Genomic DNA, 25,988 nt, shown 5'->3' on the forward strand with positions numbered 1-25,988 from the left:
ACGGGCTGTCAGCAGCGACAGTGGGTGGTGGAAATGAAGGCGGCAGGCGGTTCGCGTAGCAGGCTGGGCAGCAGGGTGGCGACGGCAATGCCGGTTCCCCCGCAGAGGTCGTCGAACCGCAGCGGTCCGGCGTACACCAGCTGCGAGTGCGCATCCAGCACCACCAGTTCGAACGGCAGGGTCGGTTGCGCCGTCATCGCGCCCAGATCGACGAGCTCCAGTCGGGCCTGCATCAGGGCCTGCTCGGTGGCCGCCCAGTCGGCGTTGCCGCAGGCGCAGGTTGGTGCGGGCATGCGCACCGCGATGCCGGCGCCCGCGGCGGATCGCAGTTGGCCCGTTGCCTGCAACCAGTCAACGATGAACGCGGCATCCGGCAGTGGTTGGGATCGGGGGGCATAAAGGGCAGCGAAGGCGGGGATAACGAAACCCAGCCAGAGTGCGAGCAAGGCAGCCCCCAGCCATGGTGTCGCCGTCACGACACGAAGGTGCCACCGACTACCCGGGTCAATCATCCCCATACCCATGCCTCCCCATGGCTGCTTGATGGATATCGGCAGCAAGGTAAAAATCTTGAATCTCCGGGTGCTGCGGCGTCGGATGGCAGGTTCCGGCGCGAGGGCCGATCAGGCCCCGTAAAGCGCATCCGTGCACACGGCCGTGGCCACCCGCATGCCAGCATTGGGGTGGACGCGGTCGCTGGAAAGTGCAGGCAATGCTTGAACCCGGCTGCAACGATCCGCACTTCCTTTGCATCGTGGCCTTGTCGGCCGCCCGTACATGAGGAATTCCACCATGCGAATGGACAAGCTCACATCGCGCTTCCAGCAGGCGCTTGCCGACGCGCAGTCCCTGGCGGTCGGGCGCGATCACAACGTCATCGAGCCGGCGCACCTGCTGGTCGCGCTGATCGACCAGTCCGGCGGCAGCACCCGCCCGCTTCTGTCCCAGGCCGGGGTCAACGTGCCGGTGCTGCGCGAGCGATTGGGCGAGGCGCTCGACAAGCTGCCGACCGTCTCCGGCCAGGCCGGCAGCGTCAGCGTCGGCAATGACTTGTCGCGGTTGCTCAACGTGACCGACAAATACGCCCAGCAGCGCGGCGACGCCTTCATTGCCAGCGAGCTGTTCGTGCTGGCGGCGCTGGAGGACGGCGGCGAGGTCGGCCGTGCGTTGAAGGCGGCGGGCGCCGAGAAGTCCCGTATCGAAGCGGCCATCGACAAGGTCCGGGGAGGCGAAACCGTGCAATCAGAAAATGCCGAGGACCAGCGCCAGGCGCTGGAGAAGTACACCATCGACCTGACCGCGCGCGCCGAGTCCGGCAAGCTCGATCCGGTGATTGGCCGCGACGAGGAAATCCGCCGCACCATCCAGGTGCTGCAGCGCCGGACCAAGAACAACCCGGTGCTGATCGGCGCGCCCGGCGTCGGCAAGACCGCGATCGCAGAAGGCCTGGCCCAACGCATCATCAACAACGAGGTGCCCGAGGGCTTGCGCGGCAAGCGCGTGTTGTCGCTGGACATGGGCGCGCTGATTGCCGGGGCGAAGTTCCGTGGCGAGTTCGAGGAGCGCCTGAAGGGCGTGCTGAGTGATCTGGCCAAGAACGAAGGCCAGGTGATCCTGTTCATCGACGAGCTGCACACCGTGGTCGGGGCCGGCAAGGCCGAGGGTTCGATGGATGCCGGCAACATGCTCAAGCCGGCACTGGCACGCGGCGAGTTGCACTGCATCGGCGCAACCACGCTGGACGAGTACCGGAAGTACATCGAGAAGGATGCCGCGCTGGAGCGCCGGTTCCAGAAGGTACTGGTCGATGAGCCGAGCGTGGAGGACACCATCGCGATCCTGCGTGGGCTGAAGGAGAAGTACGCGGTCCACCACGGGGTGGAGATCACTGACCCGGCGGTCGTCGCCGCGGCGACCTTGAGCCATCGCTACATCGCCGACCGCCAGCTGCCCGACAAGGCGATCGACCTGATGGACGAGGCGGCCAGCCGGATCCGCATGGAGATCGATTCCAAGCCCGAGGAGCTGGACCGCAAGGAACGCCGGCTGATCCAGCTGAAGATCCAGCGCGAGGCGCTGAAGAAGGAAAAGGACGCCGCCAGCAAGCAGCGTCTTGCCGACCTGCAGGCCGAAATCGACGTGTTGGAGCGGGAGTTCAACGACCTGGAGGAAATCTGGAAAGCCGAGAAGGCGATGCTGCAGGGCGCGACGAAGATCAAGGAACAGATCGAGGCCGCCAAACTCGAGCTGGAAGCCGCACAGCGCAAGCAGGACTTCGCGAAAATGAGCGAGATCCAGTACGGCCGCCTGCCGGAGTTGGAGAAGCAGGCCAAGGCCGCGCACGAGGCCGAGACCCGGGGTTTCACCCTGTTGCAGGACAAGGTCACCGCGGAGGAGATCGCCGAGGTAGTCAGCCGCTGGACGGGCATTCCGGTGTCGAAGATGCTCGAAGGTGAGCGCGAGAAACTGCTGCAGATGGAGCAGCACCTGCACACCCGGGTGGTCGGCCAGGACGAGGCGATCAAGGTCGTGTCGGATTCGGTGCGACGCTCACGCGCGGGCTTGTCGGACCCGAACCGGCCCAGCGGCTCGTTCCTGTTCCTGGGGCCCACCGGCGTCGGCAAGACCGAGCTGTGCAAGGCGCTGGCGGAGTTCCTGTTCGACAGCGCCGACGCGATGATCCGGATCGACATGAGCGAGTTCATGGAGAAGCATTCGGTCAGCCGTCTGGTCGGCGCGCCGCCGGGTTACGTCGGCTACGAGGAGGGTGGTTACCTGACGGAAGCGGTGCGGCGGCGGCCGTACAGCGTCATCCTGCTGGATGAGGTCGAGAAGGCGCACCCGGATGTGTTCAACATCCTGCTGCAGGTGCTCGACGACGGCCGCCTGACCGACGGCCAGGGCCGCACGGTGGACTTCCGCAATACCGTGATCGTGATGACCAGCAACCTGGGGAGCCAGATGATCCAGGAGATGGACGCCGATGACACGCCTGAGGGCTACACCCAGATGAAGGCTGCGGTGATGGGCGTGGTGCAGAGCCACTTCCGCCCGGAGTTCATCAACCGGCTGGATGACATCGTGGTGTTCCATTCGTTGGACAAGCAGCAGATCCGCGAGATCGCCCGGATCCAACTGCACGGTCTGGACAAGCGGCTGGCCGAGCGCGGGTTGACGCTCGAGTTGTCCGACAGCGCGCTGGCGCTGCTGGCCAATGTCGGCTTCGATCCGGTGTATGGCGCGCGGCCGTTGAAGCGGGCGATCCAGCAGCAGTTGGAGAACCCGTTGGCGACGAAGATCCTGTCGGGCGAGTTCGCCAGTGGTGAGGTCATCCACGTTGATGCCGAAGGTGGTGGGCTGGTATTCCGGAAGGGGTGAGCGGCTGCGGTCGGGCGGGTGCCGGGCTGCGGGGGCGATTGCTCCACACCTCGGTCAGGGCGTCCTGCCCTGACTCGGGGCCGCAGACCATCCATGGCCTGCTTTCCGCAACACCCCCACATCCCGACACCCGCGGACAGTTGCTCTGGCTCCGGGGAGGCTGAAGATCAAAGTCCATGGATCCCCGCCTTCGCGAGGATGACGAGCAAAAGCCGAGTTTCCAGCCTTGTCTTTGTTCTTGTTTTTACCGGCCGACGACAATCGATGGCCGATGCGGCGTCCTGCCGGGGTATTGCGGAGAGCGGACATGGATGGCCGACCGAGCCGAGGAGCAATGCCCCGGCAGGGCGTCGCTGCTGCCGAAGCCCGCAACCCAAAACCCCATTTCTCCCAGGACCCCAATCACCAATCACCAATCACCAATCACCAATCACCAATCACCAATCACCAATCACCGTGCCGGTTCGCGGTCGCAATTGAAAAAGCCTCCCCGCCAATGAGCAGGGAGGCTTCGTTTCACACACGTGTCGCGGGGAGAGTTACCAGCGGTAGCCCACCTTCGCGTACATGTAGGCGCCGTTGAAGCCGAACGGCGAGGCTGAGCTGTACGGGAACTGGCCGCTGGTCGAGTTGCCGAAGATGTTCTCCTCCGGATACTCGTCCAGCACGTTGTCGCCGCCCAGGGTGAAGCTCCAGCGATCCAGGTGGTAGGTCGCGGCCAGGTCGATCAGCCACTTGGGGTCGTAGGTCTGGTCGTTGTCGGCGTTGTTGGGCGTGGTCTCAAAGCTGCCGTAGCGCGTCGTACCGGCCAGCAGGGTCCAGTCGCCCAGGTTCCAGGTGCCGTTGAGTACGAACTTGTCGCGCGGGAACCCCTTCTCGATCCGGCCCTGTTCGGCCCGGTCCAGTCGGTCCAGGTCCAGGCCACCGGTCTCCAGCTCCGGCGGGTTGGGCGCGATGCGGGTGATCTCGGTTTTCGAATAGTTGTAGCCGGCGGTCACGTCCAAGGTGCCGGCGGCCAGATCCCAACGATAGCTGCCGAGGACGTCGATGCCGCGGCTGCGGGTGTCGATGGCGTTGGTGAAGTAGCGACCACCGGTGACGCCGAAGATGCCGCGTGCCTCGAGGAAGTCGCGGACGTCATCGCCGGTGAGGTTGGACGACAGAACGATGCGGTCGTCGACATCAACCTGATAAGCATCGACGGTGACATACAGCCGGTCCACCGGCTGCAGCACCACGCCAAGACTGTAGGAGAGCGACTCTTCCGGCTGCAGCGGCTCGGCACCCAGAGCCTCGGCGATCGGGCTGGAAGCCGGGAAGGTGCGGATCTCGAACGGGTCGCTGATGCCGGCGATGAAAGTGGTGCTGGTGGTCTGGAAGTTCTGCTGCGACAGCGAGGGCGCGCGGAAGCCGCTGGAGACGGTGCCGCGCAGGGCAACGGCGTCGCTGAACTCGTAACGCCCCGACAGCTTGAAGGAGGTCTGGTTGCCGAAGTCGCTGTAGTCCTCGTAACGCACCGCCGCGCCACCGGAGAAGCGATCGCTGAGGTCGGCCTCAAGGTCGGCATACAGCGCGTAGCTGTCGCGCGAATAGTGGCCGGCATCGCTCGGGCGGTAGCCCGGAAAGCCCTGCGCACCCGAGGCGATAGGCCGAGGCAGCGGTCCCTGGCTCCAGGAGTCCGGCTCACCCGGGGACTGGTTCCATTTCTCTTCGCGGTACTCGGTACCCATCGCGAAGTTGACCGGGTAGGCCAGGCCCCAGTCGAACTGGCGGCTGAGGTCGAGGTTGACGATGTTCTGGGTGGTCTCCAGTGCGCCGGCGAAGAACGACGTCGGCGAACTTGGCCCCAGGCTGGCGTTGAGCGAGTTGCGGGTGAAGAATTCAAGGTGGTTGTAGCCGTAGTTGTAGCTCAGGTCCCAGGCCCAGCCGGCGGTGTCGCCGCGCAGTCCGGCCACCAGTGAGCGGTCATCGGCGATGTTGTTGATCTGCGGCACGAAGCCGTCGGGGTGGATTGAGGGAATGTTCTGGTTCGGGTTGCCCGGTGCGCGGAAGAAGGCGAACGAGGTGATGTCGCGTTCGCTGGCCATGCCGAAGGCGTACAGGTCGATGGTGTCGGTCAACGGGATCTCGGAGTTGGCCGAAAACGCCCAGTGCTCGACGGACGGATCGCCATAGACAAAGGCCTTCTGGCCGAGCTCGGGTTGGGTCGGGCTGGGCGTGCCCGCGAAAGGACGCGCGCGGTTGGTGAAGTCCTGCTCGCCGAACTGTCCGGCCAGGTGCAGGAAGCCTTCCTCGCCGATCGTGATCCCGGCATCGCCGGAAACCTGGTGCTGCTTGCCGTCGCCTGCGGAGTACTGGCCGTAGCTCGCATCCAGGCTACCGCCGCTGCCGGCCCCCTTGAGGACGATGTTGACCACCCCGGCAATGGCATCGGAGCCGTATTGCGCCGAGGCGCCGTCGCGCAATACCTCGACCCGCTCGATCGCCGAGACCGGGATGGCGTTGAGGTCGACCGGGGACGAGCCGCGACCTTGGCTGCCGTTGACGTTGAGCAGTGCGGTGGTGTGGCGGCGCTTGCCGTTGACCAGCACCAGCACCTGGTCGGGTGCGAGGCCACGCAACTGTGCCGGTCGGATCGCGCTGGTGCCGTCGGTGACCGCCGGACGCGGGAAGTTGAGCGATGGCAACGCCCGCGACAACGCTGTGGCCAGCTCGGTGGTGCCGGTGGCCCGCAGCACCTCCGGGGTGATGATGTCGATCGGCGACGCCGACTCGGCGATGGTACGGCCGGTCACCCGGGTGCCGGTGACGATCACCTGGTCAAGCGTGGTGGCGTCATCGACAGGGACGGTCGCGGTCTGGGCAAAGGCTCCGGGAGCGGCGAGTGCAACGGCGATGGCCAACTGCAGGCGGGTCGGGGTCATGGTGGGTTCTCGGGGGAAGACCGCAATGGCGGCGTTCCCTTGATTAACCCAAAATTAACGCTCCCGTCAAACCATCTTGATGGAACGATGGAAGTACGTTAATGGAACGACCGGCCGGACCTGTGCGCAACCAGGTGATCAGGCCCGATGGCCGTCAGGCGCGGCTGGTCCGTGGCAAGTGGTGATCACCCCGATAAGCCGGGGTGGCAATCACCATCTCGGCCAGGCTGTGGGCAAGTTCGCGCTCGGCCAGCACCACGCCGTCGGCGCCACGCTCCAACAGGTGTTTGACCTCCGCATCACTGTGCGCGCGTGCCAGCAAGGTCAGAGACGGGTTGATGGCACGCAGCTTGGCCATGGTCTCGCCTGCTTCCAGCGGCTGCGGGATCGCCAGGATCGCGATGGTGGCACGCTCGGGGTGCGCCTCCTCCAGTACCAGGTCGGCGGCCGCACTGCCGCGGATTGCCGGGATGCCCGCAGCGTGCGCGCGCTCGACGTGGTGGCTGCTATCGTCGATGACGATCACCGGTATGTCGTGGCCACGCAGCAGCTTGACCAGCTCGGTGCCGACGCTGCCGAAACCAATCACGATGGCGTGATCGCTCAGGTCCAGCGACGGGCCGGGCAGGGGTCCGGTTTCGACCTGCTCCTCGGCCAACCGGGTGTGCCTGGCTTGCCAGCGATCGACCAGCACGAAGATCAGCGGGTTGAGCATGATCGTGATCAGGGCGCCGGCCAGGACCAGGTCCTGCGCTTCCTCATTCATGATCTGCAACGCGACGCCGAGACCGGCAATGATGAAGGCGAACTCGCCGATCTGCGCCAGGCTGGCGGAGATGGTGATGGCGGTGATGTTGGGATAGCCGAACGCGCGCACGATCACGTAGGCGGCCGCGGACTTGCCGAACAGGATGATCAGCACCGTCGCCAGCACGTGCAGCGGCTGCTCGATCAGGATCATCGGGTCGAACAACATCCCGACCGAGACGAAAAACAGCACCGCGAACGCATCGCGCAGCGGCAGCGAATCACTAGCGGCCTTGTGGCTGAGCTCGGACTCGTTGAGCAGCAGTCCGGCGAAGAATGCGCCCAGTGCAAACGAGACCCCGAACAGCTCCGCCGAGCCATAGGCCACGCCCAGCGCGATCGACAATACCGACAGGGTGAACAGCTCGCGCGAGCCGGTGCCGGCGGTGCGTTCCAATACCCAGGGGATCACCCGCCGGCCCACTACCATCATCACCGCGACGAAGGCTGCGACCTGCACCAGGGTCAGCAGAATAGCGACCACGATCGATCCAAAGGTGTGGGTTTCGCCGCCGACGGAAGGATTGGTGATCTCGGCCAGCACCGGCATCAGCACCAGCGCGATCACGCAAGCCAGGTCTTCCACGATCAGCCAGCCCACCGCGATCTTGCCGCGGTTGGTGTCCAGCAGGCGGCGGTCTTCCATCGCCCGCAGCAGCACCACGGTACTGGCGGTGGCGAGCGAGAAGCCGAACACCAGTCCGTGCACGGTCGACCAGCCCATCAGCGCGGCCAGGCCCCAGCCGAGCAGCGTGGCGACGGTGATCTGGACCATCGCGCCGGGGATCGCGATCCACTTGACCGCCATCAGGTCCTTGACCGAGAAATGCAGGCCGACGCCGAACATCAGCAGCATCACGCCGATTTCGGCCAGCTGGTTGGCCAGGCCCTGGTCGCCGACGAAGCCGGGCGTGAACGGGCCGGCAACGATGCCCGCCGCCAGGTAACCCACCAGTGGGGAGAGCCGCAATCGATTCGCCAGCGCGCCGAACAGGAAAGCCAGCAGCAGCCCCACGGCGATGATGCTGATCAGGTCGGTTTCGTGCGGCATCAGGACTCCATTGGGCTTAGCCGGTCAATCATGTAGGTCGTTGCCGGATCAGGCAAGCGATAACCTCGGCAGGTCGAGCCTGCACCCGTACAATGACCGCATGATTGCTTTCAAGGATTTTGCCCTCCGTCGCGGTGAGCGGCTGCTGTTGTCCAAAGTCGACCTGGTCCTGCAGGCCGGCTGGCGGGTGGGCGTGATCGGCCGCAACGGCAGTGGAAAGTCATCGTTGTTCGCCGCATTGCAGGGCCAGTTGGAAGCCGACAAGGGCGATCTGGGTATTCCCAGCCGGGTGCGCATCGCCAGCGTCGCCCAGGAAACCCCGTCGCTGCCGGACCCGGCACTGGACTTCGTGCTGTCGGGAGATGCGCTGGTGCATGCGGCGATCCAGGCCGAGGCGGAGGCAGTCGCCAATGAGGACTGGGAAGCGGTCGCCACGGCCCACCACCGGCTGGAGGAGCTCAACGGCTACGACGCCAGCGCGCGCGCCGGCAAGTTGCTGCATGGCCTTGGGTTTGCCGCCGATACGCACGGACGTGCCGTCAGCACGTTCTCGGGCGGCTGGCGGGTGCGCCTGAACCTGGCCCGAGCGCTGATGACACCGTCGGACCTGCTGCTGCTCGATGAGCCGACCAACCATCTGGATCTGGATGCGGTGCTGTGGCTGGAGCAGTGGTTGTTGAAGTACCCCGGCACCTTGCTGTTGATCAGCCATGACCGTGAGTTCCTGGACGAGGTCACCAATCACACCCTGCACCTGCATGACGGCAAGGCCAAGCTGTATGCGGGCAACTACACCGCCTTTGAGCGCCAACGCGCCGAGCACCTGCGCCTGCAGCAGATCACCCACGTGAAGGCGCAGGCCGAACGTGCCCACCTGCAGAGCTTCATCGACCGGTTTGGCGCCAGCGCGACCAAGGCCAAGCAGGCGCAGTCGCGGGTCAAGCGCCTGGCCAAGATGGCCGGCACCGAGGCGGTGCGTATCGAGCGCGCGCTGCGGATCGAGTTTCCGGCCCCGGCCAAGCTGCCGCATGCGTTGTTGCGCCTGGCGCATGCCGACTGCGGCTACGTTGCGGCCGCTCCTGCAAAAACGCGGGGAGTCACCACCATTCTCCACGACGTCGGCTTCATCCTCGAAGCCGGCGACCGGGTGGCCTTGCTCGGCCCCAACGGTGCCGGCAAGTCGACGTTGGTCAAATCACTGGTGGGCGATCTGGCGCTGCTGGCCGGGGAGCGCCATGGCCATCCCGACCTGCGGATTGGTTACTTCGCCCAGCACACGGTCGAGTCGCTGCGTGCCGGCACCAGCGCTATCGACCATATCGCCGATATCGCGCCGGGCGTGGCCACCCAGCAGTTGCGTGACTTCCTCGGTAAATGGAATTTCCCGGGTGACCGTGCGTTCGAGACGGTCGATGTGTTCTCCGGCGGCGAGCGCGCGCGCCTGGCGCTGGCATTGATCGCCTGGCGCAAACCCAACGTGCTGTTGCTCGATGAGCCGACCAACCATCTGGACCTCGACATGCGCGAGGCACTGGCCGAGGCACTGGCGGTGTTCGAAGGAGCAATCGTGCTGGTCTCGCATGATCGGCACCTGATCGGGCTGGTCTGCGACACGTTCTGGCGCGTCGCCGATGGCATCGCCCAACCGTTCGACGGCGATCTGGACGAATACGCGAGCTGGCTGCGCACGCGCGATAATTCCAATGATGGTCAGGGCCGGCCAGGGTCTGCTCCGGGCGCTGCCCAGGAGGCGGTCGTGCCACCGTCCCCCAAGCCTCGCAAAGGCAAGGCCAATCCGTACAAGCTGGCCAAGGCCGAGGAATGCGTAGCGGAGTTGGAGGCGCAGTTGACGGCGCTGGAAGCCGAGTTGGCGGACCCGGCCGTGTATGCAGACGGCGGCGCCCGTGGCGTGGAGCTGGGCAAGCAGCAGGTACAGCGACGCGCCGAGCTGGAACAGGCCGAAGCCGAGCTGCTGGCCTTGTACGAGGTCGATGCCGCCTGAGCACACGTCACCGGGCGGCCCGGGCAATTACGCCTGCGATCCTGACGACGTTTGTGCCGTGGCCCGCCTTCAGTCGCGCAGGAAGTATTCCACCGTGGTCACCACCCGCACCCGCTTGACCTGCGGGCTGCTCTGGTCGCGGTCGGTGATGCTGACCACGCCCTGGTTGGCGCTGCGGATACCGCCCAGGCGCGAGTCGGAATCCTTGGCAAATTGCACGGCGGAATCGCGCGCGGCGGCGGTGGCTTCGGCAATCAGCTCCGGCTTGATGTCGTTGAGCTTGGTGTAGTCGAAGTCCGGCGCGCTGCCTTCGCCGATCATCACCCCTTGGCCGACCAGCTCGCCACTGCGGCGCAGCACGCTCAGCGCCTTGGGTACATCGTCGGTACGCAGGCTCACCGTGGTCGAATAGCGATAGCGCTCCGGTGGCCGGTTGTCGCCGTAGGCCCACGCCCAGCGATCTTCCAGCCGTGGCGGGGAGACCACGATTTCCTCGGGTTTGAAGCCGGCCTCGGTGAAGAAGTCGCGGATGACGGCGGTATTGGTTTCCAGCTGACGCTGGACTTCGGCCAGATCGTTGCCACCGACGCTGTGCGGCAGCGGCCAGACCACCCGGTCGGCCTCGACGGTCCTTTCGGCCGACCCCTTGACGGTGACGTAGCGGTCGGCGGTCTTCAGCCGTTCCATGCCCTGGCCGGCCAACCAGCCGGCACCGGCCACGCCGAGGGCCAGCAGGGCGGCGGCAATCACAAGGGTGGCGCGCGGCGGATGAGTAGGCATCGGTACGGCTCCAGGACACGTGGAGCGGCAGCGTAACCGAATCGGGTGAGCGCGGCATGGAGGCGGCAAGCATCAGTCAAGTCGCGACCGGGGGTTGCCAGCGACGACGACCTGCGCCGACCATGCGCCGGAAGCATTCATTCCTCGCCACCGGCACGCGCATGACCAATGAGTTGATCTACCTGCTGTTGATATTCGGTTTGCTGGTGATCCCGCGCGCGCTGCAGCGCTTCAAGGTCCCCGCCCCGATTACCTGCCTGCTGCTGGGCGTCGGGGCGATGCTGCTGTGGGCCGACCGCGTCCACGACCCGGTCATCGTGCTGTTGTCGACACTGGGGATCTCGTCGTTGTTCCTGTTTGCCGGGCTGGAAGTCGAGCTGGCGTCCCTGCGCAAGGGGCTGGGCGGGCTGAGTGTCTACCTGCTGATGCGGGTAGCCTCGTTGAGTGCGGTGAGCTGGCTGGCGTGGCGTTACCTGGGCCTGGACTGGCAGCCGGCGGCGCTGGTGTCGCTGGCGCTGCTGACCCCTTCGACCGGGTTCATCCTGGACACGCTGGAACGGCTGGGTCTCAACGAGGAAGAGCGGTTCTGGGTCACCAGCAAGGCGATCGCCGGCGAATTACTGGCGCTGGCGGTGCTGTTCGTGGTGCTGCAGGCCGACGATCCGGTGCAGTTGGGGATCTCGTCGCTGGTGATGCTGGCGATGATGGTCGGGCTGCCGTTGCTGTTCATCGCGCTGGGCCGCTGGGTGGTGCCGCATGCACCGGGCTCGGAGTTCTCGTTGCTGGTGATGGTCGGGCTGGTCGCCGCTTTCATCACCTTCAAGCTGGGGGTGTATTACCTGGTGGGCGCATTCGTGGCCGGCCTGGTTGCCCGGCTGCTGCGGGTGCGCATGCCGCGACTGGCCTCGGACGAGAACATCCACGCATTGCGGCTGTTTGCCACGTTCTTCGTGCCGGTCTATTTCTTCCACGCCGGTACCGAGATCACCCGCGATGCGCTGACGTGGGAGGCGGCGGGGCTGGGCGTCATGCTGACCGTGGTGTTTGTCCCGTTGCGGGTCGGACTGGTGTGGTTGCAGCGCCGGCTGATGTTTGGCGAGGCTCACAAGAGCAGCCTGAAGGTCTCGGTCGCGCTGGCGCCGACGCTGGTGTTCACCCTGGTGATCGCCACCATCCTGCACCAGCAGTTCCAGATATCCGGGACCCTGTTTGGCGGGTTGATCCTCTACACCACCCTCAATACCCTGCTGCCGTCGTTGGTGCTGCGCTCGCCCTTTGACGTCGACACCATCGAGCCGGGGTCGCGGCAACACCCGGAAGACCGCATGCGCGCCGAGCCGACGCCGAACGGTTATCCGCCGGCGGCCAACAGCTGAGGGCGGTTGTCGCTGTCGGGCGCAGCCGCGATCGAACCGTCGCCGCCTTGAGTTGCCCGGATACGTCCCCAATATCGGTTCGGCTTGGGCCGTCTGGCCCCTTCCGTGTTGGCCGGGTCGCCAATTCCGCTTTGCCAGTGCATTGCCCAACCCCAAGGTCACGTCTCCATGCCGATCTATGCTTTCGAGTGCGCTGCTTGTGGCCACGATTTCGACCGCCTGCAGAAGTTGTCTGATGCCGATCCGACCGATTGCCCGGAATGCGGCAAACCGCAATTGAAGCGGCAGTTGACCGCGCCCCAGTTCCGTCTGTCCGGCACCGGTTGGTACGAGACCGACTTCAAGAAGGACGGCGAGAAGAAGCGCAACTTGGCCGGTGATGGTGGCAAGGACGCGACAACCACGGACGCCAAGTCCGACGCCAAGAGCGAATCCAAAGCCGACGCGAAGCCTGCAGCGAGTGCGGCCACGGCCAAGCCGGTGGAAAACAAGCCAGCGGCTGGCTGATGGTTGTGGGCCGTTGCCGGGCGACGCAGCGCGACGGGCCGTTGCGGTGCCGGGTGTGACATCGCGCATTGCGCCACTAAACTAATGGGCCAGCCGGTTCGTGCCGGCGTGCCACTGCTGAACCGGAGCCCCCATGCGTACCCATTTTTGCGGCCTGATCGATGAATCCATGATCGGCCAGACCGTTACCTTGTGCGGCTGGGCCGATGTTGCCCGCGACCTGGGCGGCTTGTGCTTCATCGACCTGCGCGACCATGAGGGCATCGTCCAGGTCGTCGCCGAGCCATCGGATGCGGCCGGCAATGCGGACGTCATCGCTGCTGCCGGACATGTAGGTTACGAGGATTGCCTGCGCGTCACCGGCGTGGTGCGCCAGCGCCAGGCGGTCAACAACAAGATCCGTACCGGCCAGGTGGAAGTGGTGGCCGCGGCCATCGAGGTGCTGAACAAGGCCGAGCCGCTGCCGTTCCACGCCCACGAGAACCCGGGCGAGGACATCCGCCTGAAGTACCGTTACCTGGACCTGCGCACGCCGGAGATGCAGCGCAAGATGCGCACCCGGACCAAGCTGGTGCAGGCTCTGCGGCGCTGGCTGGACGCGCGCGACTTCCAGGACATCGAGACCCCGATCCTGACCAAGGCGACGCCGGAAGGCGCGCGCGACTTCCTGGTGCCGGCGCGGATGCATCCGGGCGAGTTCTACGCGTTGCCGCAAAGCCCGCAGTTGTTCAAGCAGATCCTGATGGTGGCCGGCTTCGACCGCTACTACCAGATCGCGCGCTGCTTCCGCGACGAGGCCCTGCGCGCTGATCGACAGCTCGAATTCACCCAGCTCGACATGGAGTTCGCCTGGGTCGAGGAGCGCGACGTGCAGGACACCGCCGAAGCGCTGATCGGTGAGGTGTTCCGCGAGGTCATGGACGTCGACTTGGGCGAGTTTCCGCGCATCACCTATGCCGAGGCGATGCGCCGCTTCGGGTCTGACAAGCCGGACCTGCGCATCGAGATGGAATTCACCGACATCGCCGCGCTGGTCAAGGGCTGCGAGTTCAAGGTGTTCACCGACTGGGCCAACGCCGAGGACGGTCGCGTGGTTGCGCTGCGCGTCCCGGGCGCGGCGAAGCTGTCGCGCAAGCAGATCGACGAGGTCGGCGCGCACGCGGCCAAGTACGGCGCCAAGGGCGTGGCGTGGATGAAGGTCGAAGACCCGGCGAAGGGCCGCGAGGGCGTTAACTCGCCGATCGCGAAGTTCCTCGACGACGCGACCCTTGCCGCGATCCTGCAGGCGACCGGCGCGCAGACCGGTGACCTGATCCTGTTCGGCGCGGCGGGCTACAACACTGCCTCGGACTTCATGGGCGCGGTGCGGCTCAAACTGGGCAAGGACCTGGGGCTGGTGCGCGAAGGCTGGGCACCGTTGTGGGTGACCGATTTCCCGATGTTCGAGTGGGACGCCGAGGCCAGCCGCTACGTGGCCCTGCATCACCCGTTTACCGCGCCGGCGGTGGATGACGTCGCCGAACTGAAGGCGAACGCGAAGACTGCGGTGTCGCGCGGCTACGACATGGTGCTCAACGGCAACGAGATCGGTGGTGGTTCGATCCGCATCCATCGCCCGGCGATGCAGACGGCGGTGTTCGAACTGCTGGGTATCGACGCCGAGGAAGCGCAGGCCAAGTTCGGCTTCCTGCTCGACGCGCTCAAGTACGGCGCGCCGCCGCACGGTGGCATTGCCTTCGGCATCGACCGTATCGCCGCGTTGATGGCTGGCACCGAGTCGATCCGCGACGTGATCGCCTTCCCCAAGACCACCGGCGCGCAATGCCCGATGACCGGCGCGCCGTCGCCGATCCCCGATGCCCAACTGGCCGAGGTGCATGTGTCGGTGCGGCCGAAGCCGGCCAAGGCCGACGACGAGCCCGCGGCAGGCTAGATGGGCGCCAGTGCCGGGAATGCCGTCCCCGTCATCCGCCGCGCGACGCCAGCCGATGCCACGGTGTTGTCGCAACTGGCGACGCGCACGTTCGTCGAGACGTTCGGCCATCTGTATCCGGACGCGGACCTGCATGCATTCCTGACCGAGAGTTATGCGGTCGAACGCCAGCGCACGATCCTGGCCCATCCCGACTACGCGGTCTGGCTGCTGGAGCGCGAAGGCGAGGCGATCGGGCATGCCGCGGCCGGTCCGTGCGGCTTGCCGCATGCCGCGGCCCGTCCCGACGATGGCGAGCTCAAGCGCCTGTACCTGGTGCAAGGTGAGCAAAATGGCGGCTGGGGCGGCCGGCTGTTCCAAACCGCCCTGGACTGGCTGCAGCGCGACGGCCCGCGCACCCTGTGGATCGGGGTGTGGTCGCAGAACCTGGCTGCGCAACGCTTCTATGCACGCCACGGTTTCGAGCACGTGGGCGATTACGAGTTCGCGGTCGGCCGCGTGCGCGACCACGAATTCATCCTGCGCCGGCCCGCCGACTGGACCGGCTGAGACCGGCAGGGCCGGGTCCGGGATGATCGGGTGCCACATGGGTCCGGTTCGGCATGAGCCGGGACATCATGACTACCTGGATCAAGGCAGAATGCAGGTTCCGCCGTCGCCAGGAGCCCGCCATGACTTTCCCAATCGCCACTGCGCTGGTGTTCGCGCTGTCGCTGGTCTTGGCGGGCTGTGCCACCACGCCGGCCATCAGTAGCGGCCCCGGGCAGCTGGCCGATGTCGGAGCGGTGCAGGTCGCGTGGCATGACCCGGCCGGGTTCCGGGAGGTCACCCGTGGGCAGGATCGGGTCGACAGGCTGCGCGGCGTCTGGGCTCGGGAGTTGGCGCAGTACCTGCGTAGCGAGGCGGGGGACCGGCTGCCACCGGGCGAGCGATTGCAGGTCACGTTCATCGACATCGACCGGGCCGGCGGGTACGAGCCCTGGCTTGGTTCGCGATATGACGATGTGCGGATCATGCGCGACATCTACCCGCCGCGGATCCGGCTGGAGTTCCGGCATTCGGGTGCGGACGGCGAGATAGTGGCCGAAGGGGAGCAGCAGCTGGTCGGCAGCGACTATCTGTCGCGGTCGACCGCCGGTCGGAACAGCGACTCGCTGCGGTACGAGAAACGACTGCTCGATGACTGGCTGCGAAGGCAGTTCAAGGGGCTGTAATGGCTGATACAGGTGGCGCTGCGGCGGAGCAGGATCAGGTCGACACGGAGCAGCCCGCCACGACAGCGGCCGGGCGGCGGGTGGTGCTTCTGCATGGGCTGTGGATGCCGCGGTTATCGATGCAATGGCACGCCCGGCAGTTGCGTCGGGCCGGCTTCAGTCCTGTCCTGGTCGGTTACGCGGGCATTGCCGGCGGCCCCAAGGCGGCGATATCGCGGTTGCGAGCGACGTTGCATGAGCCCTGCGACATCGTCGCCCACAGTCTGGGCGGGTTGATCGCAGTGCAGGCGCTGGAGCGGGATCCGGCGTTGCCGGTACGACGGCTGGTCTGTCTTGGCTCGCCGCTGTGCGGCAGCGCGGCGGCCCGCGGGATGGGCCGATTCGGGCTGGGCAGTGCTTCGCTGGGGCGCAGCGCGGACCTGCTTCGCGATGGGTGTGGGCCATGGCAGGGACCGGCGCAACTGGGCGTGGTGGCCGGCAACCTCGGCCTCGGGTTCGGGCGGGTGTTTGGCCGCTTCTCCGGCGGCAACGACGGCACCGTCGCGGTGGATGAAACCCGGCTAGCCGGCGAGTCCGACCACATCGTGTTGCCAACCAGCCACAGCGGCATGCTGCTATCGCCCGAGGTGTCCGCCCAGGCCATTCATTTTCTTGCCCACGGCCGGTTCGAGCATCAGACGGTATTGCCGCCGAAGATCGCCGGTTCGAGTAAAGTAGCGGGCTGACACAGCACACTTAACGGACATTCTCATGGGTAGGGGACCGTCGATCGAGGGTCGCAAGAACGCCTCGGACGCCAAGCGCGGCAAGATTTTCACCAAGCTCATCCGCGAGATCTCGGTTTCCGCGCGAGCCGGCGGCAGTGACCCGGCGAGCAATCCCCGCCTGCGTACCGCGATCGAGAAGGCGTACGCCGCCAACATGACCAAGGACGTGGTCGAACGCGCGGTCAAGAAGGCAAGTGGTGAACTGGAAGGCGTCAACTACGAAGAGATACGCTACGAGGGCTATGCCCCGGGCGGGGTCGCGGTGATCGTTGATTGCCTGACCGACAACAAGGTCCGCACCGTCGCCGATGTGCGCCATGCGTTTGGCAAGTTCGGCGGCAACCTGGGCACTGACGGGTCGGTTGCTTTCATGTTCCACAAGGTGGGCGTGCTGGGTTTCGCTGCAGGTGCGAACGAGGACGCGATTACCGAGGTAGCGATCGACAGTGGTGCCGATGATGTCGTGGTGTATCCGCCCGATGGCGCGATCGACGTACTGACTCCGGCCGACGCATTTGATGCGGTGAAGGCGGCGATGACCGGTGCCGGGCTGGAGCCTGCGCACGCCGAGGTCACCTTCCGCGCCGACAACGACATCGCGGTCGAAGGCGAGACCGCGCAGCAGGTGCTCAAGCTGCTGGACTGGCTGGAAGACCTCGACGATGTGCAGGCCGTCTACTCCAATGCCGACTTGGGCGAGGACGCCTACGCCTGACGGCGTAAGCTGGCGACGTGATCAGAATCCTGGGTATCGACCCCGGTTCCCAGCGAACCGGCATCGGCGTGATCGACGTGGCCAGCGATGGGCGCTGCAGGTTCGTCCACTGCGAGGCCCTGAAGCTGCTGGACGCGCCCGACTTTCCGTCGCGGCTGGGCTTGCTGTGCGAAGGCCTGGAGCGGGTGCTGGATGAGTGGCAACCGCATCAGGTGGCGATCGAGACCGTGTTCATGGGCAAGTCGGCGATGTCGGCCTTGAAGCTCGGCCATGCGCGTGGCGCGGCCCTGGTGACGGTGGTGCGGCGCAAGCTGGTGGTCAGCGAGTACGCGCCGCGGGTGATCAAGCAGTCACTGGTCGGTCGCGGCGCGGCAGACAAGTTGCAGGTGCAGCACATGGTCCGGCTGCTGTTGAACCTCGCCGACAGGAAACTTCAAGCCGATGCCGCGGATGCATTGGCGGTCGCACTCACCCATGCTCACATGAGCGCAACCGCGATCCGCACCGGATTGGGCGTGGCTGATTTACGGAGACGTGGCACATGATTGGCAGGCAGGCATGATCGGCAGGCTCAAGGGAATCGTCATCCACAAGCAGCCGCCGTGGCTGGTGGTGGACGTCAACGGCGTGGGTTACGAGTTGGAGGCGCCGATGAGCACCTTCTACGACTTGCCCGAACTCGGGCGCGAGGTGTCGCTGTTTACCCATTACGCGCAGAAGGAAGACAGCGTCTCGTTGTACGGCTTCCTGCGCGACTCGGAGCGACGCCTTTTCCGCGAGGTGCAGAAGGTAAAGGGCATCGGCGCGAAAATCGCTCTGGCGGTCTTGTCCGGGGTCAGCGTCGATGAGTTTGCATGCATGGTCCAGGCCAGCGACGTCACCGCGCTGACCCGGGTCCCGGGCATCGGCAAGAAGACCGCCGAGCGCATGGTGGTGGAACTTCGCGATCGCGCCAGCGACATGACCGGCGGTGACGGCGTGGTCGTTTCGGGTGGGGATGTGCCCCGCGATCCGCAAAGCGAGGCGGTGATCGCCTTGCAGCAATTGGGTTACAAGCCCGCCGACGCGGCCCGCATGGTGCGCGAGGCGGCAACGGAGTCCGACGCCGACGCTGCCACCATCATCCGTAAGGCGCTACAGTCCGCGCTTCGCTGAGGCGCCGTTGGCTCGTCCCGGCCCAGACCGAGTTTCCCGATGTCCTCACCTTCGCCCCGATCGTTGAGCAGCAAGACTGCCCGTGATGGCCACGATAAACCCGGGATGGCCGGCCTGGTGGTCGGTGCGATCGGGGTGGTGTTCGGCGATATCGGTACCAGCCCCCTGTACACGCTGAGGGAAGCCTTCAGCCCGCACTACGGCCTGGTCGCCAACCATGACACCGTGCTCGGCATCCTGTCGCTGGTGTTCTGGGCGCTGATGCTGGTGGTCACGCTGAAGTACGTGACCATCATCATGCGCGCCGACAACGAGGGCGAGGGCGGCATCATGGCGCTGATGGCATTGGCTCAGCGCACCCTGCCCAAGGGTTCCAGGTCGGCCTACCTGGTCGGCGTGATCGGGGTGTTCGGTGCGGCGCTGTTCTTCGGCGACGGCGTGATCACCCCGGCGATATCGGTATTGTCCGCCCTGGAGGGCCTGGAGGTCGTCGCGCCCGAGTTGGGCGCCTGGGTGGTCCCGTTGACGATCGTGGTACTGGTGGCCCTGTTCGCCAGCCAGCGGTTCGGCAGCGCCGGGGTCGGCAAGGTCTTCGGCCCGGTCACCGGCCTGTGGTTCATCACGCTGGCGGTGCTGGGCGTGGTCAACATCCTGCACGAGCCGGAGGTGCTGCACGCGATCAACCCATGGTGGGCGGTCAATTTCTTCGTCACCCATCAATGGGGCGGGGTCTTCATCCTTGGCGCGGTGGTGTTGGCGGTGACTGGCGGCGAGGCCATCTACACCGACATGGGTCATTTCGGCGCCAAACCCATCCGTTATGGCTGGTATTACTTCGTGCTGCCGGCGCTGATGTTGAACTACCTGGGCCAGGGCGCGCTGGTGCTGGAGGACCCTACCGCCATCCGCAATCCGTTCTTCATCGGCGTGCCAGAGTGGGGCCGGATCCCGATGATCGTGCTGGCCACCGCGGCCACGGTGATTGCCTCGCAGGCGGTCATCACCGGCGCGTTCTCGATCACCCGCCAGGCGATGCAGTTGGGCTACATCCCGCGCATGCGGATCAAGCACACCTCCAGCGACACCATCGGCCAGATCTACATCCCGCTGGTGAACTGGTCGATGATGCTGGTGGTGATCGCGCTGGTGCTGGCGTTCGGCAGTTCCTCCAACCTCGCCACCGCCTATGGCATCTCGGTGTCGGGCACGATGCTGATCGATACCCTGTTGCTGGCCCTGGTGGCTCGCGCGCTGTGGCCGAACTGGCGCTGGTGGGTGCTGCCGTGCTGCGCGCTGTTCCTGATCGGCGACATCGCCTTCGTGATCGCCAACGGCGTCAAGCTCCTGCAGGGCGGGTGGTTCCCGCTGGCGCTCGGGATCGTCCTGTTCATTCTGTTGCGGACCTGGCGGCGTGGCCGCGAATTGCTGCGCGAGGAGATCCAGAAGGGCGGCATCCCGCTGGACAGCTTCCTGCCGGGGCTGATGCTGGCGCCGCCGGTTCGGGTGCCGGGCACGGCGGTCTTCATGACCACCGACAAGGGTGTGGTCCCACATGCGCTGATGCACAACCTCAAGCACAACAAGGTGTTGCATGAGCGCAATGTGTTCCTGACCGTGGAGACGCTGTCGGTGCCGTACGCGCCGATCGACAAACGGCTGAAGATCACCGAGATCGGCGACGACTTCCACCGGGTGTTGATCCGGTTCGGGTTCATGGAGACGCCGGACGTGCCGGTGGCGCTGATGCGTAGTTGCGACCAGGACGGGATCTATTTCGATCCGATGGATACCACCTATTTCGCCAGCCACGAAACCGTAGTGGCCGCCGCGCACCGCGGAATGCCGGTATGGCGTGACCGCTTGTTCGCGTTCATGCATCGCAACGCAGCGCCAGCCACGAGTTTCTTCCGGATCCCCGGCAACCGATTGGTCGAGTTGGGCGCGCAGGTCGAAATCTAGGCCGTCCGCCATGCGACCATAGACGGATGAATGACGAGCGCATCATCGCTGCGGACGAGGCCTTCGGGGATGACGCCGTGGAGGCGTCGATTCGCCCCAGGCGGCTGGACGAATACCTGGGCCAGGTCCCGGTCCGCGAGCAGATGACGATCTACATCGAAGCGGCCAAGGGGCGTAACGAGGCGCTCGACCATGTGCTGATCTTCGGGCCGCCCGGCCTGGGCAAGACCACGCTGAGCCATGTCATCGCCAATGAGCTGGGGGTCGGGTTGCGGCAGACGTCCGGGCCGGTGATCGAGAAGGCGGGCGACCTGGCCGCGTTGCTGACCAACCTGCAGCCGTTCGACGTGTTGTTCATCGATGAGATCCATCGGCTGTCGCCGGCGATCGAGGAGGTCCTGTATCCGGCGATGGAGGACTACCAGCTCGACATCATGATCGGCGAGGGTCCGGCCGCGCGGTCGATCAAGCTGGACCTGCCGCCGTTCACCTTGATTGGCGCGACCACCCGGGCTGGCCTGCTGACCGCGCCGCTGCGCGACCGTTTCGGTATCGTCCAGCGCCTGGAGTTCTACAGCACCCAGGAGTTGACCCGGATCGTGCGGCGCTCGGCCGGAATCCTCGGGATCTCCTGCACGCCGGAGGGCGCGGCGGAGATCGCCAGGCGCTCGCGTGGCACGCCGCGTATCGCCAACCGGCTGCTGCGACGGGTGCGCGATTACGCCCAGGTCCGCGCCGGCGGTGATATCGACCTGGACACCACCGGTGCCGCGATGGCGATGTTGAAGGTCGACCCGGAGGGTTTCGACGAACTGGACCGGCGTCTGCTGCGGACCATCATCGAGTCCTTCGACGGCGGTCCGGTCGGGGTCGAGTCGCTGGCTGCCGCACTCAGTGAAGAACGCGGCACGCTGGAGGACGTGATCGAGCCGTACCTGATCCAGCAGGGGTACCTGATCCGCACCGCCCGCGGCCGGATGGCCTCGCCCAAGGCGTACCAGCATGTCGGGCTGACCCCGCGCGGCAAGGATGGGGAACTGTTGCGCTCAATGCCGGTCGGAACCAGCGGTGACCAGTAGCGCCATCTTGGCGGCCTGTCTCATTTGAAGCTCCCGGAGATTTCCGCTTTGCCTTTGTTCAGCCTCCCGATCCGCATTTACTGGGAAGATACCGATGCCGGCGGCGTGGTCTACCACGCGCGGTATGTCGCGTTCCTGGAACGCGCGCGGACCGAGTGGTTGCGCGAGCAGGGATACGGGCAGCAGCAGTTGCAGCTCGAGCATGGACTGGTATTTGCGGTGCGCGCCATGCAGGTCGACTTCCATCAGCCGGCGCGGTTGGACGACCTGTTGCAGGTGGACGCGTCATTGCAGCAATGCCGTCGCGCGAGTGCGGTGTTCGTGCAGCAGGTGCGGCGCGACGGTGAATTGTTGCTGGCCGCGACGGTGCGCGTGGCGGCGCTCGACACGCAGGGTTTTCGTCCCCGTGCGATCCCGCAACCACTGCTCGATGAGCTCACTGCGCTGCAAACGACGCGATAGCAGGACCTGGCAACACGGCACTACCGACATTCATCCATCACAAGCCCGCGAGCGCGGGCAGCGGAGATCCAGGCATGACCCCATTGTTGAGCTTGTTGCAGGCCACCACCGTCGTCGAGCCATTGCCCCTGGACCCGGCCAGCGCAGTTGCCAGCACCGCAGCAGCCCTGCCTGGCGCGGTCGCGGGCGATGGCGGCGTCGACATGTTGCAGCTGGTACTGCACGCCTCGCTGCCGGTGCAACTGGTGCTGGTGTTGCTGCTGTTCGCCTCGGTGGCCTCGTGGGTGATCATCTTCCGCAAGACCAAGCTGCTTGGGCGCGCCGACCGCGAGGCGGAGACCTTCGAGGAGCGCTTCTGGTCGGGCACCGAGCTGAGCAAGCTCTATACCGGTGCGACCAGCCGCAACCGCGACACCGGCGGCATGGAATCGATCTTCGAGGCCGGCTTCCGCGAGTTCTCGCGCCAGCGCCGCATCGCCGATGTCCGGATGCAGCTGGAAACCGCCCAGCGCGGGATGCGGGTGGCGACCGCGCGCGAACTGGACGGGTTGGAGCGCAACCTGGAGTTCCTGGCCAACGTCGGCTCGATTGCGCCGTATGTGGGCCTGTTCGGCACCGTGTGGGGGATCATGATCTCGTTCCAGGGCCTGGCCACGATGACCGAGGCGACCATTGCCAGCGTCGCGCCGGGCATCTCGGAGGCGTTGATCGCCACCGCGATGGGCCTGTTCGCGGCGATTCCGGCGGTATGGGCGTACAACCGCTTCGCCACCAAGGTCGAGCGCATCGCCGTGCGCTATGACGCCTTCGCCGAGGAGTTCTCCTCGATCCTGGAGCGGCAGGTGCCGCAGGAGTGATCCGGCGCCGGCCGAGCGCGTGACCGCAGGGTCGCGGCCGCACGCAAGCCCGGCATCCATCGATCAATCTACCGTCCACTGAACTCGCCGCCACTCGGGAACACCGCATGTCCGTCTCCACCGGTCGCCGCCGCAAACGCAAACTCCAGTCCGAGATCAACGTCGTGCCCTATATCGACGTCATGCTGGTGCTGTTGATCATCTTCATGGTCACCGCGCCGCTGATGAACCTGGGCGTTGACATCGAACTGCCCAAGTCCGATGCCAGGACCATCTCCCAGAACCAGGAGCCGGTGATTGTCAGCGTGGATGCCGACGGCAATTATTTCCTGACCCTGCAGGGTGCGGAGCAGGAGGCGCTGGGCGCGGAGGAGCTGTCGGCGAAGGTGGCCGCGTTCGTACGCAACAATCCCGGCGTGCCGGTATATGTGGCCGGTGACCGGGCCGCCAACTATGAAATCGTGCTGCAGGCGATGGTACTGCTGCAGAACGCCGACGTGCCGCGAGTCGGGTTGATGAGTGCGCCGTCGGAGACGGTGCGCAAGTGAGGGAAAGCCGCGCCGACAACCAACAGGCCATCCTGCAGGCGATCGTGCTGCATGTGGCGCTGTTCGCGCTGATGTTCGCCGGCATGTGGTGGACCCGCAGCGCCGCGCCCGTGTCTGCCGCCGGCTCGCCAATCGAGGCCGAGCTGATTGACCCCAACGCGTTGTCGGCGTCGATGCGCGAGGTGCTCAACGACCGGCCCGAACCGGCCGAGGAGCCGCTGCCCGAACCGCAGCCCGAGCCCGAGCCGGTCGAGGAGGATGCCGCGCCGCCGCCGCAACCGGAGCCCGAACCCATCCCCGAGGACGCGCCCACGCCGCCGCAATCGCAGCCGCAGGATTTCGTGGTCGAACCCGACACCGTGGAGCAGGATGAGGTCGTGGCCGAGCCGACGCCGACCCCGGCGGATGAGGAGCAGCTGCAGGAGGAGAAGCGGCGCCAGGCCCAGATCGACCTGACCGAGAAGAAACGCCAGGCCGAGGCGGAGCGTACGCGCCGCCTGGCCGCGCAGGCGGAAGAGCGCGAGAAGAAACTGGCGGAGATCCGTCGCCAGCGCGCCGCGGCCGCGCGCCAGGCGGAACTGGCGGAGCAAAAACTCAAGCAGATCGCCGCCGCCCGCGCGCTCGCCGAGTCCAGGGACAGCAGCACTGCGAGCAGTGGCGCCAGTCCGCCGCCGGGCAACAACGGCACCGACACCGGGCTGGAAGCTCGTTATTCGGCAGCGCTGCAGGAGGCAATCCTGGCCAAGTGGACCCGTCCGGAAACCGTTCCTCTGGGTGCCAGGTGCCGCCTTGTCATCAAGCAGCTGCCCGGGGGCGAGGTGATGAGTGCCGACGTCTCGTCGCCATGTGCCTACGATGAACAGGGTCGCCGCTCGATCGAGGCCGCCGTGCTCAAGGCGCAGCCGCTGCCCTACGCGGGCTTCGAGAGTGTGTTTGCGCGAACTTTGACGCTCAATTTCGAGGCGCGCGATCGCTGAGCCGCCCCAAAATTGCCGCACCCGTCGCGTCCGCCGTGTTCAGCTTTGAGAAAGCGTTCACATGGATGCTGTTAAAACTTCAGCTTCTCCGTCAGGTCCTGCCGATGAAACGATTCACCCCAAGACTGGCCGCATTGCTTGCGGCCCTGGTTTTCATGATGAGCGTCCCGTTCGCCGCTGTTGCACAACAGCAGGGACTGGAACTGGACATCGTCGGCGGCAATGCCGCCGCGTTGCCGATCGCGGTGGTGCCGATGCCCTACCAGGGCAGTGCGACCGCACCGGAGACCGATGTCGCGGCGGTGATCGCTGCCGACTTGAATCGCTCCGGCCAGTTCCGCAGCCTGCCCGAGTCCGACCTGGTCGAACGACCCACCAGTGGGTCCGAGGTCAATTACCCGACCTGGCGTGCACTCAACCAGGACTACCTGGTGGTCGGACGGGTCGTGGACGGCGGCAGTGGCAGCTACCGGGTCGAGTACGAGCTGTTTGATGTCGCCACCCAGCAGCGCCTGCTGGGCTTCGCGATGACCGCCCGGGCCAATGCGATGCGCGATGTGGCACACCAGGTCGCCGACGCCATCTACGAGAAGATCCTCGGCGTGCCGGGTGCGTTCTTCACCCGCATCGCCTATATCACCGCCACCGGAGTGGGCCCGACGGCCAGCTTCTCGTTGATGGTCGCCGATTCGGACGGCTACAACCCGCAGACCGTGGTCAGCTCGCCCGAGCCGCTGATGTCGCCATCGTGGAGCCCGGACGGAAACAAGTTGGCGTACGTCAGCTTCGAAAGCGGCAACTCGGCCATCTACATCCAGGACATCAATACCGGCAGCCGCGAGGTGGTGTCCAAGTTCCGTGGCATCAATGGCGCGCCGGCGTTCTCCCCGGATGGCAGCCGCCTGGCGTTGACGCTGTCGCGCAGTGGCAACCCGGAGATCTACGTGATGAACCTGGGCAGCCGCGCGCTGACCCAGCTGACCAACCATTTCGGCATCGATACCGAGCCGACCTGGAGCGCCGACGGCAGCTCGCTGTACTTCACCTCCGACCGCGGCGGTGCGCCGCAGATCTACCAGGTGTCCGCGGGCGGTGGCAGCGCCAGCCGGGTGACGTTCCAGGGCAACTACAACGCCAGCGCAACGGTTTCGATGGATGGCAGCAAGATTGCCGTTGCCCAGGGTGCGGGCAATACCTACCGCATCGCGATGATGGACTCGAGCCTGGGGTCGGCACGCTGGAGCACGCTTTCCCCCGGCTCATTGGACGAGTCACCCAGCTTTGCCCCAAATGGCGCGATGATCATCTATGCTGCTCGTGAAGGCACGCGTGGGGTGTTGTATGCCGTATCGTCCGATGGCCGGGTGCGCCAGCGTCTGGTACTGGCGGACGGCAACGTGCGCGAGCCAGCCTGGGGGCCATTCCGTACACCGCGCTGATGTCCTCCTGATCAGCTGACATCCTTTATCTACCGCGTTCTCCCACAGTTCCACCTGT

22 protein-coding genes are annotated in these 25,988 nt (G+C 65.9%); 18 read left to right on the forward strand and 4 right to left on the reverse strand.

What is annotated here, in order from left to right; genetic code table 11:
• Positions 1 to 8: 8 nt before the first annotated feature.
• A complete protein-coding gene (locus tag ACW7G0_RS01460; RefSeq protein WP_456987196.1) occupies positions 9 to 446 on the reverse strand; it encodes a hypothetical protein in 438 nt (145 codons plus the stop codon).
• A 346-nt stretch (positions 447 to 792) separates the two neighbouring features.
• Here ACW7G0_RS01460 and clpB point away from each other — a divergent pair, with 346 nt between their 5' ends.
• The gene (gene clpB, locus ACW7G0_RS01465; RefSeq protein ID WP_456987197.1) at positions 793 to 3,378 is read left to right on the forward strand and encodes an ATP-dependent chaperone ClpB; all 2,586 of its coding nucleotides are present in this window, start codon (positions 793 to 795) and stop codon (positions 3,376 to 3,378) included.
• A 539-nt stretch (positions 3,379 to 3,917) separates the two neighbouring features.
• Here the strand turns inward: clpB and ACW7G0_RS01470 are convergent.
• Together ACW7G0_RS01470 and ybaL are read right to left on the reverse strand one after the other, a co-directional pair.
• A complete protein-coding gene (locus ACW7G0_RS01470) occupies positions 3,918 to 6,302 on the reverse strand; it encodes a TonB-dependent receptor plug domain-containing protein (protein ID WP_456987199.1) in 2,385 nt (794 codons plus the stop codon).
• A gap of 154 nt (positions 6,303 to 6,456) precedes the next feature.
• The gene (gene ybaL, locus ACW7G0_RS01475; RefSeq protein WP_456987200.1) at positions 6,457 to 8,160 is read right to left on the reverse strand and encodes a YbaL family putative K(+) efflux transporter; all 1,704 of its coding nucleotides are present in this window, start codon (positions 8,158 to 8,160) and stop codon (positions 6,457 to 6,459) included.
• Positions 8,161 to 8,260: 100 nt separating this feature from the next.
• On the opposite strand from ybaL, the gene ACW7G0_RS01480 reads away from it, so the two are divergent.
• The gene (locus ACW7G0_RS01480) at positions 8,261 to 10,162 is read left to right on the forward strand and encodes an ABC-F family ATP-binding cassette domain-containing protein (RefSeq protein WP_456987202.1); all 1,902 of its coding nucleotides are present in this window, start codon (positions 8,261 to 8,263) and stop codon (positions 10,160 to 10,162) included.
• Positions 10,163 to 10,231: 69 nt separating this feature from the next.
• Here the strand turns inward: ACW7G0_RS01480 and ACW7G0_RS01485 are convergent, their stop codons facing one another.
• Positions 10,232 to 10,942 carry an SIMPL domain-containing protein gene (locus tag ACW7G0_RS01485; protein WP_456987203.1) on the reverse strand — a complete coding sequence of 237 codons (711 nt, stop codon included), beginning with the start codon at positions 10,940 to 10,942 and terminating at the stop codon, positions 10,232 to 10,234.
• Positions 10,943 to 11,103: 161 nt separating this feature from the next.
• Here ACW7G0_RS01485 and ACW7G0_RS01490 point away from each other — a divergent pair, with 161 nt between their 5' ends.
• The 16 genes from ACW7G0_RS01490 to tolB all read left to right on the forward strand — a co-directional run bounded on the left by ACW7G0_RS01490 (position 11,104) and on the right by tolB (position 25,930).
• Complete coding sequence (locus ACW7G0_RS01490; RefSeq protein WP_456989419.1) at positions 11,104 to 12,318, forward strand: cation:proton antiporter; 1,215 nt, start codon at positions 11,104 to 11,106, stop codon at positions 12,316 to 12,318.
• 168 nt (positions 12,319 to 12,486) lie between these two features.
• Positions 12,487 to 12,825, forward strand: coding sequence for an FmdB family zinc ribbon protein (locus ACW7G0_RS01495; RefSeq protein WP_456978378.1), 339 nt, complete (start codon positions 12,487 to 12,489; stop codon positions 12,823 to 12,825).
• 133 nt (positions 12,826 to 12,958) lie between these two features.
• Positions 12,959 to 14,758: an aspartate--tRNA ligase gene (gene aspS / locus ACW7G0_RS01500; protein ID WP_456987204.1), complete on the forward strand. Its 1,800-nt coding sequence runs from the start codon at positions 12,959 to 12,961 to the stop codon at positions 14,756 to 14,758.
• Entirely contained in the window at positions 14,759 to 15,307 is a 549-nt protein-coding gene (locus tag ACW7G0_RS01505) for an N-acetyltransferase family protein (RefSeq protein WP_456987205.1), read from the forward strand.
• Between the two features lie 122 nt (positions 15,308 to 15,429).
• On the forward strand, positions 15,430 to 15,972 hold the full coding sequence (locus tag ACW7G0_RS01510) for a DUF3016 domain-containing protein (protein ID WP_456987206.1): 543 nt from the start codon (positions 15,430 to 15,432) through the stop codon (positions 15,970 to 15,972).
• Positions 15,972 to 16,697 carry an alpha/beta hydrolase gene (locus ACW7G0_RS01515; RefSeq protein WP_456987208.1) on the forward strand — a complete coding sequence of 242 codons (726 nt, stop codon included), beginning with the start codon at positions 15,972 to 15,974 and terminating at the stop codon, positions 16,695 to 16,697. Before ACW7G0_RS01510 ends, ACW7G0_RS01515 begins: the two co-directional genes overlap by 1 nt.
• 25 nt (positions 16,698 to 16,722) lie before the next feature.
• Positions 16,723 to 17,454 carry a YebC/PmpR family DNA-binding transcriptional regulator gene (locus ACW7G0_RS01520; protein WP_456987210.1) on the forward strand — a complete coding sequence of 244 codons (732 nt, stop codon included), beginning with the start codon at positions 16,723 to 16,725 and terminating at the stop codon, positions 17,452 to 17,454.
• Between the two features lie 17 nt (positions 17,455 to 17,471).
• Positions 17,472 to 17,999, forward strand: a complete 528-nt coding sequence (gene ruvC, locus ACW7G0_RS01525) for a crossover junction endodeoxyribonuclease RuvC (RefSeq protein WP_456987212.1) — start codon at positions 17,472 to 17,474, stop codon at positions 17,997 to 17,999.
• Between the two features lie 13 nt (positions 18,000 to 18,012).
• Complete coding sequence (ruvA, locus tag ACW7G0_RS01530) at positions 18,013 to 18,609, forward strand: Holliday junction branch migration protein RuvA (protein WP_456987214.1); 597 nt, start codon at positions 18,013 to 18,015, stop codon at positions 18,607 to 18,609.
• Between the two features lie 39 nt (positions 18,610 to 18,648).
• The gene (locus ACW7G0_RS01535; RefSeq protein WP_456987216.1) at positions 18,649 to 20,568 is read left to right on the forward strand and encodes a potassium transporter Kup; all 1,920 of its coding nucleotides are present in this window, start codon (positions 18,649 to 18,651) and stop codon (positions 20,566 to 20,568) included.
• Between the two features lie 26 nt (positions 20,569 to 20,594).
• Entirely contained in the window at positions 20,595 to 21,647 is a 1,053-nt protein-coding gene (gene ruvB, locus ACW7G0_RS01540) for a Holliday junction branch migration DNA helicase RuvB (protein ID WP_456987217.1), read from the forward strand.
• Between the two features lie 39 nt (positions 21,648 to 21,686).
• Positions 21,687 to 22,109 carry a tol-pal system-associated acyl-CoA thioesterase gene (gene ybgC, locus ACW7G0_RS01545; RefSeq protein ID WP_456989420.1) on the forward strand — a complete coding sequence of 141 codons (423 nt, stop codon included), beginning with the start codon at positions 21,687 to 21,689 and terminating at the stop codon, positions 22,107 to 22,109.
• Positions 22,110 to 22,183: 74 nt separating this feature from the next.
• Entirely contained in the window at positions 22,184 to 22,966 is a 783-nt protein-coding gene (tolQ, locus tag ACW7G0_RS01550; protein ID WP_456987218.1) for a protein TolQ, read from the forward strand.
• A 107-nt stretch (positions 22,967 to 23,073) separates the two neighbouring features.
• Positions 23,074 to 23,514, forward strand: coding sequence for a protein TolR (gene tolR, locus ACW7G0_RS01555; protein ID WP_456987220.1), 441 nt, complete (start codon positions 23,074 to 23,076; stop codon positions 23,512 to 23,514).
• A 71-nt stretch (positions 23,515 to 23,585) separates the two neighbouring features.
• Positions 23,586 to 24,491, forward strand: a complete 906-nt coding sequence (locus ACW7G0_RS01560) for a cell envelope integrity protein TolA (RefSeq protein WP_456989421.1) — start codon at positions 23,586 to 23,588, stop codon at positions 24,489 to 24,491.
• Between the two features lie 104 nt (positions 24,492 to 24,595).
• Positions 24,596 to 25,930: a Tol-Pal system beta propeller repeat protein TolB gene (tolB, locus tag ACW7G0_RS01565; protein ID WP_456987222.1), complete on the forward strand. Its 1,335-nt coding sequence runs from the start codon at positions 24,596 to 24,598 to the stop codon at positions 25,928 to 25,930.
• Positions 25,931 to 25,988 lie beyond the last annotated feature (58 nt).

This window comes from Lysobacter sp. A286 (assembly GCF_054052105.1).